The organism is Bacillus sp. FSL M8-0266, from assembly GCF_038613425.1.
GTDB classification, from domain to species: Bacteria; Bacillota; Bacilli; order Bacillales; family Bacillaceae; genus Bacillus; species Bacillus pumilus.
On sequence record NZ_CP152015.1, the window covers coordinates 612,920 to 630,418 of the forward strand.

General features: G+C 37.0%; 16 protein-coding genes. 11 read left to right on the top strand and 5 right to left on the bottom strand.

All coding sequences use genetic code 11. From position 1 onward, the window contains the following. Positions 1–330 precede the first annotated feature (330 nt). From MKY83_RS03070 to MKY83_RS03115, 10 genes are all read left to right on the top strand, one after another. Positions 331–1,230 (top strand): cation diffusion facilitator family transporter, encoded by a 900-nt coding sequence (locus MKY83_RS03070; protein ID WP_044141457.1) that lies wholly within the window; start codon positions 331–333, stop codon positions 1,228–1,230. 103 nt (positions 1,231–1,333) lie between these two features. Continuing rightward, positions 1,334–2,296, top strand: a complete 963-nt coding sequence (locus tag MKY83_RS03075; protein ID WP_003214081.1) for a MoxR family ATPase — start codon at positions 1,334–1,336, stop codon at positions 2,294–2,296. A gap of 101 nt (positions 2,297–2,397) precedes the next feature. Beyond that, positions 2,398–3,483 carry a DUF58 domain-containing protein gene (locus tag MKY83_RS03080; RefSeq protein ID WP_223252858.1) on the top strand — a complete coding sequence of 362 codons (1,086 nt, stop codon included), beginning with the start codon at positions 2,398–2,400 and terminating at the stop codon, positions 3,481–3,483. A gap of 9 nt (positions 3,484–3,492) precedes the next feature. After that, positions 3,493–5,694, top strand: a complete 2,202-nt coding sequence (locus tag MKY83_RS03085; RefSeq protein WP_065099128.1) for a transglutaminaseTgpA domain-containing protein — start codon at positions 3,493–3,495, stop codon at positions 5,692–5,694. Positions 5,695–5,880: 186 nt separating this feature from the next. After that, complete coding sequence (gene guaA / locus MKY83_RS03090) at positions 5,881–7,422, top strand: glutamine-hydrolyzing GMP synthase (RefSeq protein ID WP_012009093.1); 1,542 nt, start codon at positions 5,881–5,883, stop codon at positions 7,420–7,422. Between the two features lie 536 nt (positions 7,423–7,958). Continuing rightward, the gene (locus MKY83_RS03095) at positions 7,959–8,552 is read left to right on the top strand and encodes an SLATT domain-containing protein (protein ID WP_044141497.1); all 594 of its coding nucleotides are present in this window, start codon (positions 7,959–7,961) and stop codon (positions 8,550–8,552) included. After that, on the top strand, positions 8,553–9,116 hold the full coding sequence (locus MKY83_RS03100) for a 7-cyano-7-deazaguanine synthase (RefSeq protein ID WP_044141498.1): 564 nt from the start codon (positions 8,553–8,555) through the stop codon (positions 9,114–9,116). It begins immediately after the preceding gene. Next, the gene (locus MKY83_RS03105; RefSeq protein ID WP_342488128.1) at positions 9,088–10,059 is read left to right on the top strand and encodes a hypothetical protein; all 972 of its coding nucleotides are present in this window, start codon (positions 9,088–9,090) and stop codon (positions 10,057–10,059) included. The genes MKY83_RS03100 and MKY83_RS03105 overlap by 29 nt, the downstream gene beginning before the upstream one ends. Continuing rightward, complete coding sequence (locus MKY83_RS03110; protein ID WP_044141499.1) at positions 10,060–10,983, top strand: CBASS oligonucleotide cyclase; 924 nt, start codon at positions 10,060–10,062, stop codon at positions 10,981–10,983. Positions 10,984–11,173: 190 nt separating this feature from the next. Further along, positions 11,174–11,833, top strand: coding sequence for a hypothetical protein (locus MKY83_RS03115; protein WP_050945694.1), 660 nt, complete (start codon positions 11,174–11,176; stop codon positions 11,831–11,833). Positions 11,834–12,061: 228 nt separating this feature from the next. Here the strand turns inward: MKY83_RS03115 and MKY83_RS03120 are convergent, their stop codons facing one another. The 3 genes from MKY83_RS03120 to MKY83_RS03130 form a co-directional block, all read right to left on the bottom strand. Then, positions 12,062–12,793, bottom strand: coding sequence for a CPBP family intramembrane glutamic endopeptidase (locus MKY83_RS03120; RefSeq protein WP_342488129.1), 732 nt, complete (start codon positions 12,791–12,793; stop codon positions 12,062–12,064). A 96-nt stretch (positions 12,794–12,889) separates the two neighbouring features. Then, entirely contained in the window at positions 12,890–13,297 is a 408-nt protein-coding gene (locus MKY83_RS03125; RefSeq protein ID WP_044141501.1) for a hypothetical protein, read from the bottom strand. Between the two features lie 5 nt (positions 13,298–13,302). Further along, positions 13,303–13,755, bottom strand: a complete 453-nt coding sequence (locus MKY83_RS03130; protein ID WP_044141502.1) for a LytTR family DNA-binding domain-containing protein — start codon at positions 13,753–13,755, stop codon at positions 13,303–13,305. 209 nt (positions 13,756–13,964) lie between these two features. Here MKY83_RS03130 and MKY83_RS03135 point away from each other — a divergent pair, with 209 nt between their 5' ends. Further along, positions 13,965–16,619 (top strand): AAA domain-containing protein, encoded by a 2,655-nt coding sequence (locus MKY83_RS03135; protein WP_342488131.1) that lies wholly within the window; start codon positions 13,965–13,967, stop codon positions 16,617–16,619. A gap of 65 nt (positions 16,620–16,684) precedes the next feature. Here MKY83_RS03135 and MKY83_RS03140 read toward each other — a convergent pair whose 3' ends face one another. Then, complete coding sequence (locus MKY83_RS03140; RefSeq protein WP_342488132.1) at positions 16,685–17,239, bottom strand: GNAT family protein; 555 nt, start codon at positions 17,237–17,239, stop codon at positions 16,685–16,687. Between the two features lie 4 nt (positions 17,240–17,243). Further along, a complete protein-coding gene (locus tag MKY83_RS03145) occupies positions 17,244–17,429 on the bottom strand; it encodes a hypothetical protein (protein WP_044335209.1) in 186 nt (61 codons plus the stop codon). Positions 17,430–17,499 lie beyond the last annotated feature (70 nt).

Consider the following 17,499-nt stretch of genomic DNA (forward strand, 5'->3'; position numbering starts at 1 on the left):
GAGATTATGTTCCCTCTTTTTCCTCTGTTCATTCTTAAAAATAGCATAAGATCGGATGGGAGAAGTTGTGTCTCAAAATAAAATTATTCTGATAATTTACCAGAAAGAGTGATATTGCCAATACGATCATCACAGAGTGAATTGGAAAAAGGTTGGTGGGAGTAGGTCTTGAGGTCAATTGACCTTATAAAAATAAGTTTACTTAGGTCAACACATTTCTATGTATCCTATTTTGCTGACACAAGCGAATCATGTTGCTGTAGACCCACACGGGCTTTGCTTTGTAAGATAAATAATAGAAAAGTGATGTGTGAGGAGGCGCGGTTCGACATGGAGCGCTATAACGAATTAAGACAAGGTGAAACAGGTGCTTGGGTCAGCATCATTGCCTATGTGATCTTATCTGCGGTGAAACTTCTAATTGGGTATACGTTTCATTCAGAGGCTCTTTCGGCAGATGGATTGAATAATACGACGGATATTATTGCATCCCTTGCAGTGTTGATTGGGTTGCGTATTTCTCAAAAGCCGCCTGATGAAGATCATCCATACGGTCATTTTAGAGCAGAGAATATTGCGTCTCTTGTGGCGTCCTTTATTATGATGCTTGTTGGACTTCAGGTTCTGCTGAGTGCAGGCCAGTCGCTCTTCTCATCTGAGCATCAAACGCCTGATATGATCGCAGCTTGGACGGCAGCAGGAAGTGCTGTGGTGATGTATGGTGTGTATATTTACAACCGCAATCTGTCCAAACGGATCAATAGCCAAGCTCTTCATGCAGCAGCTGCTGATAATAAATCAGATGCGTATGTGAGTATCGGAACATTTGTAGGGATTATCGCCTCTCAATTTCAACTGGCATGGATTGATACGCTTGCAGCGTTTGTGATTGGCCTCATTATTTGTAAAACGGCGTGGGAGATTTTCAGAGATGCTTCTCATTCGTTAACGGACGGTTTTCATATAAAAGATATGTCCAAATATAAAGAGACCATTGAAGCAACACCTGGGGTGGGCGATTTGAAAGATATTAAGGCACGGTATCTCGGAAGTACGGTCCATGTGGATGTAGTAGTGGAGGTCGAGCCGCACTTGAACATTGCAGAAAGCCATGATATTGCAGATGAGATCGAACGTAGAATGAAGAAGGAACATGATATTTTACACTCTCATGTTCATATGGAGCCAGCAGGTGAGCCAAAAGAAGAGAAGAAGTCTTTTCCATCGTGAGAAGGCTTCTTTTTTTCTACGTGTTGATGTTTTATGCTATTGCGCGTTGTATGGTAAAGTTAGACTATATGAAATTTAACGGAAACGTGATAGGAGGATCAGGATGGCATTTGATGAACCGATGCATTCAGATTTACAAAAAATCGTAGATAACATCAATAAAGTCATGGTTGGGAAGAAAGACATTGCGATATTAAGCCTTGTTGCGATTTTGGCGAAGGGGCATGTGCTACTAGAGGATGTGCCTGGCGTTGGGAAGACGATGATGGTTCGTGCTTTGGCAAAATCCATTGGCTGTGAGTTTAAGAGAATCCAATTTACTCCTGACCTTTTGCCTTCAGATGTGACAGGTGTGTCGATTTATAATAAAAAGACAAATGAATTTGAATTTAGGCAAGGACCCATTATGGGGCAGATTATTTTGGCTGATGAGATCAACCGGACCTCTCCCAAAACACAGTCTGCATTGCTCGAAGCGATGGAGGAAGGCAGTGTTACAGTGGACGGAGAAACAATGCTGCTTGCTGATCCTTTTTTCGTCATGGCTACGCAGAATCCAGTGGAATATGAAGGGACTTATCCGCTGCCAGAAGCACAAATGGACCGGTTTTTATTCAAGCTGCAAATGGGGTATCCGACCATGCTGGAGGAGCTGGAGGTGCTCAACTTGCAGGAAAAGCAGTCCCCGATTGATACGCTCCAAGCAGTCATGACCAAGGATCATATCCATGCGTTGCAGCAAGCGGTTCAGACCATTCATGTGGATGCATCCATTAAAGAATATATTGTGGAAATTGCACAAGCGACGCGGCAGCATCCATCTGTTTATCTAGGTGTGAGTCCAAGGGGATCGATCGCCCTCATGAAAGCGGCTCAGGCGTATGCACTGTTGAATCGGCGCGATTATGTGATTCCTGATGATGTACAGTATTTGGCGTCTTATACATTGCCGCATCGAATGATTTTGACTTCAGAAGCGACGTACGAAGGGAAGAAGGCGGAGACACTGCTGCGACAAATGCTTGAGCAAATTGGCGTGCCAGTTCAAAAGTCGATGACTCAATGAAATTAGGTCATCGTTTCGCTTTTTCATTATGGTTACGGGTGATGATGCTCATCATCCTCACTGCGGCAGTCTTTTGTTATGCCATGTTTCAGGGAGGGTTTGTGAGCTGGTTCCTTTTTTATGCATTTTTACCATATACTTTGTATGCTTTGCTGTTTGCGCTCGTTCCGTTGAGAGTGACAGCGAAAAGGACTTTACAGCAAACCCGCTTGAAGGCGGGAGACGTACTGTCCGTTGACCTTGAAATCAAGCGGACAAATCCATTTCCATACGTTTACGTCTTGATTGAGGATGATCCACCAGATACCTTTCATTTAAAGGAACAAATTGAGATGAAGCAAATGCTGTTTCCTTGGTTTCGGAAAACGTGGCGTTTTTCCTATCAATTGAATGATGTCATGCGCGGGGAACATCATTTGTCAGCAGTTCGAATCAAAACGGGTGATATGTTTGGTTTTGTGGAGAAAGAAGTCATCATTCCGTTAGAAAAAAAGCTGCTTGTTTATCCGAAAATCCTCGATCTTCAGGTGGAGTCTGCTGAGTCATTGAATGAAAATGGAGGCAAAGCGGTTCACTCGTGGTTAAATGAACCGACCCATGTGACAACAGGCGTAAGGGAATATCAGCAAGGCGACCGTTTTGCTTGGGTGGACTGGAAGACGACGGCTAGAAGGGGTCAGCTGATGACGAAGGAATTTGAACAGAATCAAACAAAGGATCTTGTCGTGTTTGCTGATTTTACCGACGAAGCGGTATTTGAGACCGTCGTGTCTATTGCAGCGTCTGTTCTACAATCGGCAGTGAAAAAAGGGTTACCGTCAGGTCTTGTACCTCTAGGAGATCCGCATGCCTTTCGAGTGGATCAAGGAGAACTTCATTTACAGGACATGCTTTATTATTTAACAAGAGTGCAGCATCAACCTTCTCGCGTACAAGAATATAAGGCGTTAGCAGCGAGTGAGTATCAGCATTCTGGAAAATATGTCGTCACGGGTCAGCTTCATGAGGAGCTTGCTGCGAGTCTCTTTGGGAATCGAAACAGAAAGAACATCATTGTTCTTTTAGTGAAGAGAGCAGTGGATCGATTCACGACAAAAGAAAAACAGCTTGTAGACCGGCTCAAGGCATCTGGAATACGCACGACCGTTTTATTTGAAGACCGGCTACACGAAAGAACTGTGAGGTGACAAACATTTATGCTGCATACGCATCAGCGGCAAAGCCGTTTTGAGTTGTTCATCTATTATGCTGTAGCATTTCTGCTGCTTTGGGAGTGGCTTCGACCGCTTCAAGATTTTACAGAGACGAGTCATACGTCTTATTTCATCATTTTTATAGGGCTTACATGTTTGTTTACATTCTTTCGTTTGAAGTGGTATGTGACATTTCCTATTTGTACTGGCTTGATTTTGCTCGCCTTATATTTGATCTTTTATCAAGCAGAGCCAAGCTATCCGGCTGCTTTATTTGCTGATATCAAAGATAATATCACCTTCATGAGCACAGGCATGTGGAGTGACATGTACCCCTCCTTCCGCACATTATTGTTTTATATTTTGCTATGGCTGCTTGTCTACTTGCTTCATTATTGGGTGGTCTATCAGCAGCGTATCTTTTTCTTTTTACTCATGACGATTGTGTATGTCACCATTCTGGATACGTTTACGCCATATGATGCAACCTTTGCGATCGTTCGCATTATGGTGTTTGGTTTTTGTTTGCTTGGGTTGCTGTATTTCGACCGACTGCGTTCGGCTGAAGGTATTCGGGTGTCGCAGAAGGCGCGCCTAAAGTGGTTTTTGCCCATGCTGGCGCTCGTTCTTCTGTCAGCGACACTCGGCGCTTCTTTACCAAAGTCTGATCCGAAATGGCCTGATCCTGTCCCATTTTTTAAGGCGGTGACGAATCAAGATGGCTCTGCCGGACAGAATAAGGTGGGATATAGTACAGATGATTCGTCGCTTGGCGGACCGTTTAGTGAGGACCGCACACCGGTCTTTAAATGGAGCGGAAAGGAGCCGTCTTACTTTCGTGTTGAAACAAAAAGTATCTATACCGGAAAGGGCTGGGAGGATGCCTCAAATGATACGAAGCCTACGCGGCTAAAAGAGAACAGTGTGCGGAATCGTTGGTTTACCGAGCGTGTAAAAACAGAGGTGCACGAAACGAGAGTCGATCTGGAATCAAACTATCGATTTAATCATGCCGTCTATCCGATTGGGACGATCATGCTGATGCCAATGGAAAACATCCCGTTGCAAATGATGGGGAAAACGGAGAAAATTGTCCCATCCATTCAAAATCCGCCGAAAAATTTAGGGAACTACCAAGTCACCTTCTTGTCTCCTACATTTATCCTTGAGGATTTGCAGAGAATCAAAGTACCGACAAAGAAGCAGGTCAATCAGGAGGTTGGCCGTGAATACTTGCAGCTTCCTTCCTCATTGCCAGAGCGAGTGAAAACATTGGCAAACAGCTTAACGGAAACGAAGGATAATATGTACGATAAGGCTAAAGCGATTGAGGATTACTTAGGGTCAGCGAAGTTTTCATATGAAACGCAAAATGTCGCTGTGCCTAGTCGTAATGAAGATTATGTGGATCAATTTTTGTTTGATACGATGATCGGTTACTGTGATAATTTTTCATCCTCTATGATTGTGATGCTCCGTTCGATCGGGATTCCGGCGAGATGGGTGAAAGGGTACACGTCAGGTCAATTATATGAAACACAGATGGATGGAAACAATGTGTATGAAGTAACCAATAACAATGCGCATTCATGGGTAGAGGTGTATTTTCCAAACAGAGGCTGGGTGACCTTCGAACCGACAAAAGGATTTACGAACCCAGAAACATTTACGAATGAAGCTGTTTCTAGCGATCAGACAGATGATGATCAAAAGGAAGAAGATCAGTCTAGCTCTGATGCAAGCGAAGATCAGCAGGCAGAACAGCCACAGCAGGAGACAGAGCAGCCGGCAGAACCAAAGAAACAAACAGCGCAAGCGAAGCCTAATATGGTGCATGTTGGTTCAATCTTGGGTTTCGCGATAGGAGCTATGGTCCTTCTAGGATTGATAAGCTGGCTTCTTTATCGATTCAGAGCAAGATGGCTACCATTCTTTATTGTGAGAAAGGTGAAACGTCTGCCAGAGGAGGAAGCATTCTTCTATGCGTATGCTGCTCTATTAAAGCAGCTGAAGCGCAGGGGAATTGAGAAAAAACCTGGCATGACGCTAAGAGAATTTGCTTCTTTGATCGATGACAACGAAGGAGATCATCGCATGTCAGATCTGACGCAGCTCTATGAGCGGGCACTCTATCGACGAGAGGATGCGACGGTGCTTTGGCGGCAATCGGCAAAGTTATGGGAAAATTTAATAAACAGGAGATAGTCTTGACCGCGTACCTTCCTGTTGTTAGAATAGGTGAATATTAAAACCTTCTAAAATACATGAAATTGAAGCGTTCGGATGTGAGTCTGGGCGCTTCAAAAGCGTGATTCACACTGAGAGCAGGTTTTCTCCTCTCATTTTTTCTGTGCGTTTATAAAAAACTATATTGGACATAGAGGTGACACCATGACAAATTTAGTCAATGAAATGATTTTGGTTCTAGATTTCGGCAGTCAGTACAATCAGCTGATCACACGCCGTATTCGTGAATTTGGTGTGTACAGTGAGCTTCATCCGCACACTTTAACTGCTGAAGAAATTAAAGAAATGGCGCCTAAAGGAATCATCCTTTCTGGCGGACCAAACAGTGTTTATGATGAAGGATCTTTCCGCTGTGATGAAAAGATTTTTGATCTAGATATTCCGGTTCTAGGCATTTGCTACGGCATGCAGCTCATGACTCACTATTTAGGCGGGAAAGTAGAAGCGGCAAGCCAGCGTGAATATGGAAAAGCAGATATCCACATTAATGGAACCCCTGCTTTATTTAAAGACCTTCCGACTGATCAAGTCGTATGGATGAGCCATGGTGACCTCGTTGTTGAAGTACCAGAAGGCTTTACAGTTGATGCAACAAGTGCACATTGTCCAAACTCAGCGATGAGCTTAGCTGAGAAGAATTTCTATGGTGTTCAGTTCCACCCAGAGGTTCGTCACTCTGAGTACGGAAATGACCTATTGAAAAACTTTGTCTTCGGCGTGTGTGACTGCGATGGCAAATGGTCAATGGAGAACTTCATTGAAATCGAAATGCAGAAAATCCGTGAAACAGTAGGCGACAAACAAGTATTGTGCGCACTAAGCGGCGGTGTAGATTCATCTGTTGTGGCGGTATTGATCCACAAAGCCATCGGCGATCAGCTGACATGTATTTTCGTTGACCACGGTCTTCTTCGCAAAGGCGAAGCAGAAGGGGTTATGAAGACATTTAGCGAAGGTTTCAACATGAACGTGATTAAAGTAGATGCGAAAGATCGTTTCTTAAACAAGCTAAAAGGTGTGTCTGATCCTGAGCAAAAACGTAAAATCATCGGTAACGAATTCATCTATGTATTCGATGATGAATCGGACAAGCTAAAAGGAATCGACTACTTAGCACAAGGAACACTTTACACAGATATCATTGAGAGCGGAACAGCAACGGCACAAACAATCAAATCTCACCACAACGTAGGCGGTCTTCCAGAAGACATGCAGTTCGAATTGATTGAGCCTTTGAATACGCTATTCAAAGATGAAGTCCGTGCCCTAGGTTCAGAGCTAGGCATTCCTGACGACATCGTCTGGAGACAGCCTTTCCCAGGTCCAGGACTAGGTATCCGTGTACTAGGTGAAATTTCTGAAGAAAAACTAGAAATCGTCCGTGAATCGGATGCGATTCTACGCGAAGAAATTGCCAACTTCGGCCTTGAGCGCGACATCTGGCAATACTTCACGGTTCTCCCAGACATCCGCAGCGTAGGTGTTATGGGTGACGCAAGAACATACGACTACACAATCGGCATCCGTGCTGTTACTTCGATTGATGGGATGACGAGTGACTGGGCAAGAATCCCTTGGGATGTACTTGAAAAGATCTCAACTCGTATCGTGAATGAAGTGAAGCATGTGAACCGCGTGGTGTATGATATTACGAGTAAGCCGCCTGCTACGATTGAGTGGGAGTAGATAATATAAAAGCCAATTTCGTTTATAAAAGGAGTTGGCTTTTTTGTGCAAATATCAAAAAAGGCCAGACACGAAGTCTGGTGGTTCTTCCTTAAAATACGTATCCCACTTATAAATCTCAACTTTATAAAACCCCTTTGATCATTTCTTTCATATGCACACATAGGCTCATCTTCAATAAATTGTAGAATTGAATCATCTATATTTAACAGTAATCTGGTTGTTACATATTGACCATCTATTGATAAACTTGCTGTTCGTTCAGTCTCTTAGCATAAAGTTAAATTCTCTTTGTTTAAGTGCATCTTGACTTACATTGCATTTTTTTCAAATTTTTAGCCCCTGTTAGAGAAGTTTGGTCTTGATATAGTGTATTGTCATCTAGATCTCATCTTGAAAGAGAGATCTAATGATAAATGCTCTGTCAATATGAAAAGCATTAGTTTTACAAGAGTATTAAAAGATTTAGATTTTCAGACGATAATACAAATAATGGTACTGTGAAAATAAAAGTCTTTTTCAATGGGTGAATTTTAATGAGCGAAAAACAAAGAGATGAACTTGAAAAATTAAAAAATAAAGCTGAACAAAATAGACAAATGCATTTTAGTATGAGTAAAAAAGCGAATATGTCAAAAAATGCACTTCATATCTTTGCTCTTAGTGGATCTTCTATAATTGCCATTATTACTTTTGCAGACTCAAAAACATTTGCAGTTTGGTTCCCATATATGACAGATGATAATTATAAATTAATTGTTGGGGGGTTCGCTGGAGTAATTTTTATAATAACAATATTAGAAGAATATCTAAGGTTTGCTGAAAGAGCCTCATCTCATGAAAATGTAGGTAAACAACTAACTGGATTCATTAGAAGAGTAAGCACATATTTATCTCACGAAAAAATTAATGAAGATGATGTAGAAAAGTTTTCAGAAGAGTATATTGAAATTCACGAAAATGCACCAATTATTCCCGATAAGGTATTTTTAAAAGAAAAGCAACGCCTAAAAAAGAAAATTGATGTTAGTAAAAAATTAGACTATAATCCGCATATGTCGGTGAATTTTTATCTTTTGAAAATGAAAATCAAAAGTATTTTTAATATTAGAAGGGATGATCATAAGTAATTGGATACCATAATATTACTTAGTGGTGGCGTTGATTCCACTTCATTAATAGAATATCACTTAGCCAGAAAAGATAATGTACGCACCTTATTTATTGATTATTCACAGAAAAGTGTAAATTCCGAATATCAGTCAGCTAAAGCAATTAGTGATCATTATAATGTCCCTTTCTTTAAACAAAATATTGAAACTCTAGTGAATGAGAGGGGAGAATACAAGTGTAGAAATGCAAAATTTATTTTGACAGCTTGCGGTTACTTGATGAAAACTTCAGGTTTCATTTCACTAGGTATTCATACCGGATCGATTTATTATGACACAACTAAAGAATTTGTAGAAGATATTCAAAAATTATTGGATGGTTACTATGGGGGGGCAGTTAAATTAGTTACTCCTTTTTTAAGTTATACTAAAAAACAGGTATATGAATATGCTTTAAAAACCAAACTCCCTTTACATCTAACTTTTAGCTGTGAAGATAGTGATTTAAAACCTTGTGGAGCATGTGGATCTTGTATAGATAGGAGTGTGCTGAATGATCTTATCCTCAATAAGAAAAATTAGCAAATATAGTATTAATACACCTCTAATAGTGCCTTCCTTTTCTAGCAAAGGATTTCCTTACGTTAAAGATTTATATAACTACATTAAGCCTAAATTAACAGATGTATCATTAATTAGCGCATTTGACTTGTATTATAAATTTATAGATGAAAATGATATATTTCCTTCTGAAATTTTATTTATAGATAGTGGAGGATATGAAAGAAATAAGGAACATGACATATCTGATATTTACAATGAATCTTATATTCCTAGTAAATGGGATGAAACTCTATATTATAGCCTAATCAAAAATTTAAAATATCCTTATCAAAAAGTTCTAGTCAATTATGATTATAATGATGGTCAGCCTATATTAATTCAAATTGAAAAAGCAATAGAAATTTTTGGGGAATTCCCGCAATTTGCTTCAGATTTCCTTTTTAAACCTTCAAATATTAACTATAAATTTATTAAACCTGAAGATATTATAAAACATTATGAATTGCTAAAAAAATTTGACATTATAGGTTTTACTGAAAAAGAACTCGGTTCTTCAATTCTAGAACGTGCTAAAAATTTATACTTGATTAGAAAGTCTATGCGAGAATTGAACTTAGAAACACCTATTCATATTTTTGGATGTTCAGATCCATTATCAATTATTTTATATTTTATATGTGGGGCAGACATATTTGATGGCTTATCATGGTTAAGATTTTCGTTCAATAATTATAAACCTACCTACTTCAACCATTATGCAATCGAGTCAAGTCTTTGGGATAGGAATGATAGTGAGGTTAAATTTATATCTTATATAGAAAACCTCGATTTGTTGAATACGTTAAACAGAGATTTGGTTACTTTTGCAGAAACACGTAATTGGGAAAGTTTGAATCTTTCTAAATATCAATTAGAAGGAATTCTAAAAATATATAATAGAGTGTTAAAGGAGATGAGGTAATTGTCTGGATCTAGTTGGAATAGTATACCTTCTAAGACATTAAGTGAATTAGAGGCAGAAAGAGAGGACCAAGTAGAACAACAAAGATTTGAATCAGAGTTGAATGAGTTTATAAGAGAGCTATTTCTAAATATTAATGATCGAGATGTTGAGGGAATAAGAAACCATTTGGATACTTTAAAACTAGCGATTGAAAAAGAACTTGAAGGTTCTGTTCAGATGATTTTTGGAGGGTCAATAAATAAAAATACTTATATATCTGGAATAAGTGATGTTGATATGCTTGTCCAGATAAATGATAAAAATTTATCTGGTGCAAAACCTTTTGAGGTCATGAAAACAATTAAAGATAAGATAAACAAGCGCTTGCCAAATACAGAGGTGACGATCGGAAATTTGGCTTTAACAGTAAAATTTAGCTCAGGTCATGAAATTCAACTATTACCTAGTATTAAAACTAGTACTGGCTATAAAATTGCTAAAGCCAATGATAACTCTTGGAGTAATGTTATAAAACCTAAAAATTTCGCTGAGAAATTAACAAGAGTAAACCAAGAGAATGGGAACAAAATTGTGCCACTAATAAAAATTATAAAGAAAATTAATAGTACATTACCTCAAAACAAACAACTATCAGGGTATCATATAGAGTCATTGGCAATTGATGCTTTTAAAAATAATAATCAAGCTCCCAGGTCATATAAAGGTTTGGTTGAATACTTCTATCAACATGCAGAAAAAGCTGTATTAAATCCTATAAGGGACAGTACAGGACAATCAATTCATGTTGATACATATTTAGGAGAGGTAAAAAGTTCGAAGCGTAGAGAAGTAAGTAAAGTACTTAATAGAGTTTTAAGTAGAATAGAACGAGCAAATAAATCTTATTCAATAGATGAATGGAAAAAAATATTAGGTGATTAGTATGATTGGGTTACAAAGTTATTACTTCGACAGCAATTAAAAGGTTCAGTGCTCGCTGTATAGGGTATTTAACAAATTCTTAGATAAATAAAAAGATCTTTGCAACCTTTTGCAAGGGTGATTACTTTCTAAATCAAATATACTTTTTAATTGTAATTAATTCAAATAATTGCTTAAGGGTGGTAAGTAAATGGGACAAGTGTGTAGAGAAATTAATTGTCGTGGTGAGGAAAGGAGAAAAGAAATAGTAAGCCTTTTTAAAGTAGACATCATGTCTAGAATAAAATTACTTCCTGGACAAGAACACATAAGCTGTACGGGTGATCAGTTAGAGAATGAATATTATTGTTTTTCTTATAGTGATCGAAAAGATCAAAAGAAAAAAGGTGTCTTTGTTTGTGGTTCACATGCAGCAAAACATTTTCTTGAACTAATCAATAAGTCTAATATAAGGTTGTTTAACCCTTTAATTGGTGAGGTAGCTGATAATAATCTTCAACATCAATTTGATAGACGAGTAGATGTAGATGGCGAGAGAACTGAAGCTGAAAATATTGTTGCTAGGAATTTAAGAGATGCAATAGATGTGTTAACGATCTGGTGGAACAATAAGATTAAGTATCCTTTGTCAGACATAAGAGCTCAACTAAATAATAATATGAATGAGGAGCCAAAATTTCGTGTTATTAAAGCTGTTAATACTATTATTTCAAGCGATCAAAGTGAATGTACGACTTTGAAAGAGATGAATAATAAATTAAAGGAAAAATATCCGAATATGAGAGATTATGATTTCAGTTTATTGAATGTAATTTTACAAAAGCATGGAATTAAATCTTATTTTGATTAATTATTAAATAGATGTAAAATGCATTAATCTTGATAGGGATTTTTATTCTCTTCTAAAAATGATCGTTAGACCTTAAGGGGCGATACACTGTGACTGTGCAGTGTCAAATTTTGCACACACGATAATGCTCCACCTCTCTTAGAGTAGAGGTTTTTAAGGTGCCCATATATAAAAGGGGTTTTGAAATAACAAATGCCTAACATTCGAATTACCCATCTTTCAGTCGCCTCATCTAGCAGTTCCGAATATGTTCATTCTTAATCTTCTCCACAACACCACCGAAATAACAAGCAAGATAACACATTGAATCGATAGTAAAAACATTTGCAATTCCACAGGCGTATGCCCATTTGTCATTTGATCCACGATATTATGCATCGTGTGCCATATGATGACCCACTGCAGGCTGTTAGTGAGTGCCACAATTTCAACTGCAACGAATCCAAATAAAAAGGCAAATATGATTTGTGCCACTGTTAATGTGAGGCTTTTTCCGCTTAGTAAATTAGCAGCATGACCAAGACCAAAAAGTACGGCGGAGCCCCATATGGCAGTGTTCAAGTTGATTTGTTTTAAATATTGAAACAGAATGCCTCGAAAGATTCCTTCTTCAAACAGAGCGACACACACCATGAAGAAACAAAGTGCTATAAAGGAAGAAAGGGTTAGATCCTTATTTAATCCAGCAATAAATGGAATGGCCTCAATGAAAAGGATGGGAATGACCCACATACCAAGAGACCCCTTTCGAAAACCTATTTCTTTCAAGTGAAAACGACTTTTCTGAGTAATGAATAGAAGAAAGAGACACCCAGCTAGCATGGCACAGCCATTGATGATATAGATTTGCAGTGGGTCGGTTACTTCTTTGATAGATATATAGACACCTGCACTTGTTGGGATGATTAAAGAAAATAGCAGTAGAAGCACTGATTTTCGAATTATTGTGATTGGTTTCATGTTTTGATTCCTCCTCTAACGTCAGAGTAGTGGAATCAAGCAGGAGCCACAATCAATTTTTCCTAACAAGTCAATTTTAAGCCCTAAGATGCCACATTAAGTTGTTCGTTTCTTTCGCTGCTGTAAAAACTCATTGATTTCCGCAGCGGTTGCCTGATCTTTTTTATACAAGAGGGTCTTGATCAAAAAGAATAATGCCATAACCACTAGGAAATTCACAATGATCGTAGGGAGACTGATTTCAGCGCTAACGATGATGATGGTGGACATAATCATACACATCACAAGGACGATATATAGAATTTGTTGAAAAAGAATCCGTTTATGACTGTACGTTTGTTTTGGATATAGCAAGAAGGTCAGGGCGCTTGAAAAAAAGGAACTGAACATGATTGCTTGTAAAATATAGATGGGCATTGTTCCAAACGTGAAACAGTAAATCAATACGAGTGCAGTAAAGATCATGCAAAATGTGATCAAAAGATTTGTGATATAACGTTTCATCCTGTTCACTTCCTCCGTAACCCAAGCTTCTCTTTTAATGTTTGAATATAAAAACGTGAAATCATTACCTTTTCCTCATTTGTAAGCTTTGCTTCAAAACGACCACTTGTTTTAGGAGAAATAGCGGCAATAGAATCTATATTCAGAATCATCGATTTTGAAATCCTGACATAATCGTGCGCTTCAAGCAATTCTTCAAGTTCAAATAACTTTTCCTTTAAGAGAAACACCCCGTCTGATGTATACAAAAACGATTTTTTATCAACGCTTTCTATATATAAAATTTCGTGATAATAGACCTTTTTCATTCTTTCTTTCGTGGGTTCTTGTGCTAAGAAATAAGGGGCTGATTGCTCCACTTGCTGGACAAGCTTTTCAATCGTCGAACTAAGCTCATAAATGTGAAAAGAAACATATTCTGATTGCGGCTTTTGAATGAAATGGAGTTTTGTTTTCATAGTTTTCCTCGGTAAGTATGATTTGTTAAATATTGTGTTTGTACAATCATTTAGATATATTCATTTGATTATATGATATCAAAAAATATTTTTATCTCATAGATTTGATTAAGTTGAAAATCCAGAATTTAGATGAAAATCAAAATATTTTCAAGTATATTAGAATTAACTAAACATACGGATGGTGTTTTCTTATGGTTTTAATATATATGGATGGGCAAGATAAATCAGATCAAATCAAAGATTGGAAAATATGTACTGAAAAAGATTCCGATAAACTTATGTTAAAAGTTGAATTTCCATCAGGGAAGTTCTTTTATAAACCGCTAGATCAATGTGTGATTGAACCCACAATAGATTGTAAAGGAAACTTACTACATAATAAAAAAAAGAATACGTTCAGTATTATTGAGAAGGCAATACATTATGGAAATAAATATATCGTAGTAAAATACCCGGAATCCGAAAAACTATATATTATGGAGAGTGTTAACGCTCAAATTTTATATTCGGCAAATTTTAAAAATGGAGAAGTATTCTCATACTTTACTTCAGTTGCAAAAGAACGTTTAAAGTTTACTAGTAAGCATATAGCCGAGAATATAATACGACAGTTAGAAAGAATTGTTCCTCATTCCGGAACAGCTTTAAATGCCTATTGTCGTGGTGAAACAGAAAAAAGAACACCAAAAAAACATTTAATATTCCCTTTCGGATTAAATGAATCCCAATTAAAAGCAGTCGAAGCAGCATTTTCATCCCAGATAAGTGTCATTGAAGGACCACCAGGAACAGGCAAAACTCAGACAATACTTAATATTGTTGCTAACATATTAATAAATGGGAATACAGTAGCAATAGTTTCGAATAATAATGATGCTGTGAATAATGTCTATGAGAAACTTGAGAAGGTGAATTTAGGACATATAATAGCAAAATTAGGGAACAAAAGTAATCAGAAGGAGTTTTTTCAATCATTGATTGAGAATGTTAATGAAAATATACAAGACGTAAAAGAAATAGAAGAAATCGATGAGCTTGTCCAGAAGTTAAAAAAACATTTGCATGCACAAAATCAAGTAGCAAGGTTAAAAGCTGAAATCAATGAGTTGTCTGTAGAATTATCTTATCTAGAAAAGTGGCGACATGAGGAACGACCTGATGTAAAACTGATCCCTCTAAAAAAATATAAATTTAGTCTCAGAAAATTAGTTGACTTAATGGTTTTTCTAGATCATCAAGTTAAAGAAAAAGTTTCCTTAAAGAAAAAATTGCAATTGCTTTTTAATTATCAAATGATTCGTACAAGATTTCTTAATGATATTAATGAGCGCGACAATTTTATTTATTCACTTCAATTCTTGTTTTATCAACGTTTATTAGAACGTAAAAAGAAAAAAGTTGATACTCATGAGAATGAGCTGAAAAGCCAAAATTTTGGAGAGCTATTGAAAGATTTAACTCAGAATTCTATGGGGTATCTTAAAAATTATTTGAGTGAAACTATGCCATCTAAGTCATTTAATTTTGGGTTGGATAACTATAAACAATTATTTAATCAGTTCTTAAATAGATATCCAATCTTAGGAAGTGGAAGTCAATCAATAATTAATGCAATAGGTAAGGGTACATTAATTGATTATGTTATTATGGATGAAGCTTCTCAGCAAGAAATAATTTCAGGAATTTTAAGTGCAGGTTGTGCCAAGAATTTGATTGTTGTTGGGGATAGAAAGCAGCTACCACATATTGAGATTAAGAGTGAAATTGAGCCGCCATCTCCTGTTTATGATAGTAGAAAAATGAGCTTTCTAGATTCTGTTATCTCGTGTTTAAAAGAGGAGATCCCTATAACTTTACTAAAAGAGCACTACAGATGTCACCCGAAAATTATTCAATTTTGTAATCAACAATTTTATGACAATCAGCTAATCCCAATGACTGAGGATAATGGAGAGCAGTCTTTAGAGTTGATTACAACTTCAAAAGGAAATCATATGAGATGGAATGCTAACCAAAGAGAACTAGAGTCAATTCTTGAAGTAGGAGCTGGGGAAGCAGAAGAGACTAGTTTTATTGCTCCTTATAATGCACAAATCAACTTGTCAAAAAAGTATTTAGGCAATAATGTCTCTAGTTCCACAATTCATAAAGTCCAGGGGAAAGAGCGAAACAATATTATTTTCTCTACAGTTCTTGATAATAAGAAAAGTAGTTTAAGTAAGATGGATTTTGTTGATAATCCAAACTTAGTAAATGTGGCTGTATCTCGTGCGAAGCATAAATTTACATTAGTAACAGGTAATAGAGTTTTTTTACCTTATAACCAAGACATTGCAGCACTTATCCGATATATTCAGTACTATGCTGATAACGATCAGATACATGAAAGTCCTGTTATCTCTGCGTTTGATTTACTTTATAATGAATATGATAAATCGCTAGAGAAGTTAAAAGTAAAATTAAATGACAAAGATTCAAAATTTAAATCTGAACAGATAATTGCATCAATTCTTAAAGAATTGATGTTACAGGATGATTTTAAAATGTTACACTTTCATATGCATATAAAATTATCTCAATTGGTCAAAGTGGACAGTAATTTTACGAAAAGAGAGCAAAAATTTCAAAAAAGAGCTAGCTGTGATTTTGTGTTTTATTATAAGGTAGGTAAAGTACCTATGGCAGTTATTGAAGTAGATGGTGGTTATCATGATACACCAATACAAAAAGAACGAGATAGTGTTAAAGATAGCATTCTGGAAAAGGTTAAAATACCACTTCTTAGACTTAAGACCACTGATGTGAAAGTTGAAAAGAAAATTGAGGAATTTCTCTTAACAACAATCAATATGAAATATTAATGAAAAGTCCTTAACCTTTTTTAAAATTAGGTTATAGGACTTTTTTTATTATAAGAATTTAGTAACTAATGTTTTTTCAACAACCCATATATAAGCACATCATCAAACTTCCCTTTTCCATACTCATATTCCCTCAACAATCCTTCACGCACAAAATTAAATTGCTCTAACAATTTAACAGAAGTTAGATTATCAGGGTCTATCAATGCTTCAATCTGGTTCAGGTTCATCTCCTGAAATCCATATCGTAACACCGCAGCAATCGTTTCCTTCATAATGCCTTTTCTCCAATGATCGTGATGTAATTCATAGCCGATTTCGGTGCGGCAGTGCTGTTTTTCTAGATTGAGAAAGCCGCAGCTGCCGATGATCGCAGGATTTTCTTTTAAAGAAATGCCCCACCGGATGCCTGTTTGTTCTTTGAAGATATTGTCATACCACTTGATTTCTCCTTTTGTGTCTTCAATCGTTTCATGAGCATCAATTCCCATGTAGCGGCACACGGTTTCATTGGATAGATAGATGTGCATATCCTCAGCGTCTTCGATCGTTGCTTGTTTTAAGATTAGTCTTTCGGTATGAATTGTTGGAAATGATTGTGGAAAGGTCATTTTGTTCATGTGTTTATCCTCCATGTGATGTCTTTTGTTCTGTACATGCCTTACAATAAAAAACCCCTTCATTCCTCAGCCAAGCCTTTACTTCTGTCATACCTCTTCTTTTTGGATAGACCAGCTTGACGTACACTTCTTCATTTCCTTCTATCTTTTTCTGACAGCTAGCACATGTAGGTTCTTCAAATAGAAACAATCGACATACTCCTTTTTATAGATATTTCTTCCATTATATCAAATGTTCAACTTGGTCTTTCGACTCCATT

Coding starts and splice junctions, on each gene's coding strand:
- MKY83_RS03070 (WP_044141457.1), top strand. CDS start 331: ATGGAGCGCTATAACGAATTAAGACAAGGTGAAACAGGTGCTTGGGTC.
- MKY83_RS03075 (WP_003214081.1), top strand. CDS start 1,334: ATGGCATTTGATGAACCGATGCATTCAGATTTACAAAAAATCGTAGAT.
- MKY83_RS03085 (WP_065099128.1), top strand. CDS start 3,493: ATGCTGCATACGCATCAGCGGCAAAGCCGTTTTGAGTTGTTCATCTAT.
- guaA (WP_012009093.1), top strand. CDS start 5,881: ATGACAAATTTAGTCAATGAAATGATTTTGGTTCTAGATTTCGGCAGT.
- MKY83_RS03095 (WP_044141497.1), top strand. CDS start 7,959: ATGAGCGAAAAACAAAGAGATGAACTTGAAAAATTAAAAAATAAAGCT.
- MKY83_RS03105 (WP_342488128.1), top strand. CDS start 9,088: ATGATCTTATCCTCAATAAGAAAAATTAGCAAATATAGTATTAATACA.
- MKY83_RS03115 (WP_050945694.1), top strand. CDS start 11,174: ATGGGACAAGTGTGTAGAGAAATTAATTGTCGTGGTGAGGAAAGGAGA.
- MKY83_RS03120 (WP_342488129.1), bottom strand. CDS start 12,793: ATGAAACCAATCACAATAATTCGAAAATCAGTGCTTCTACTGCTATTT.
- MKY83_RS03125 (WP_044141501.1), bottom strand. CDS start 13,297: ATGAAACGTTATATCACAAATCTTTTGATCACATTTTGCATGATCTTT.
- MKY83_RS03130 (WP_044141502.1), bottom strand. CDS start 13,755: ATGAAAACAAAACTCCATTTCATTCAAAAGCCGCAATCAGAATATGTT.
- MKY83_RS03135 (WP_342488131.1), top strand. CDS start 13,965: ATGGATGGGCAAGATAAATCAGATCAAATCAAAGATTGGAAAATATGT.
- MKY83_RS03140 (WP_342488132.1), bottom strand. CDS start 17,239: ATGAACAAAATGACCTTTCCACAATCATTTCCAACAATTCATACCGAA.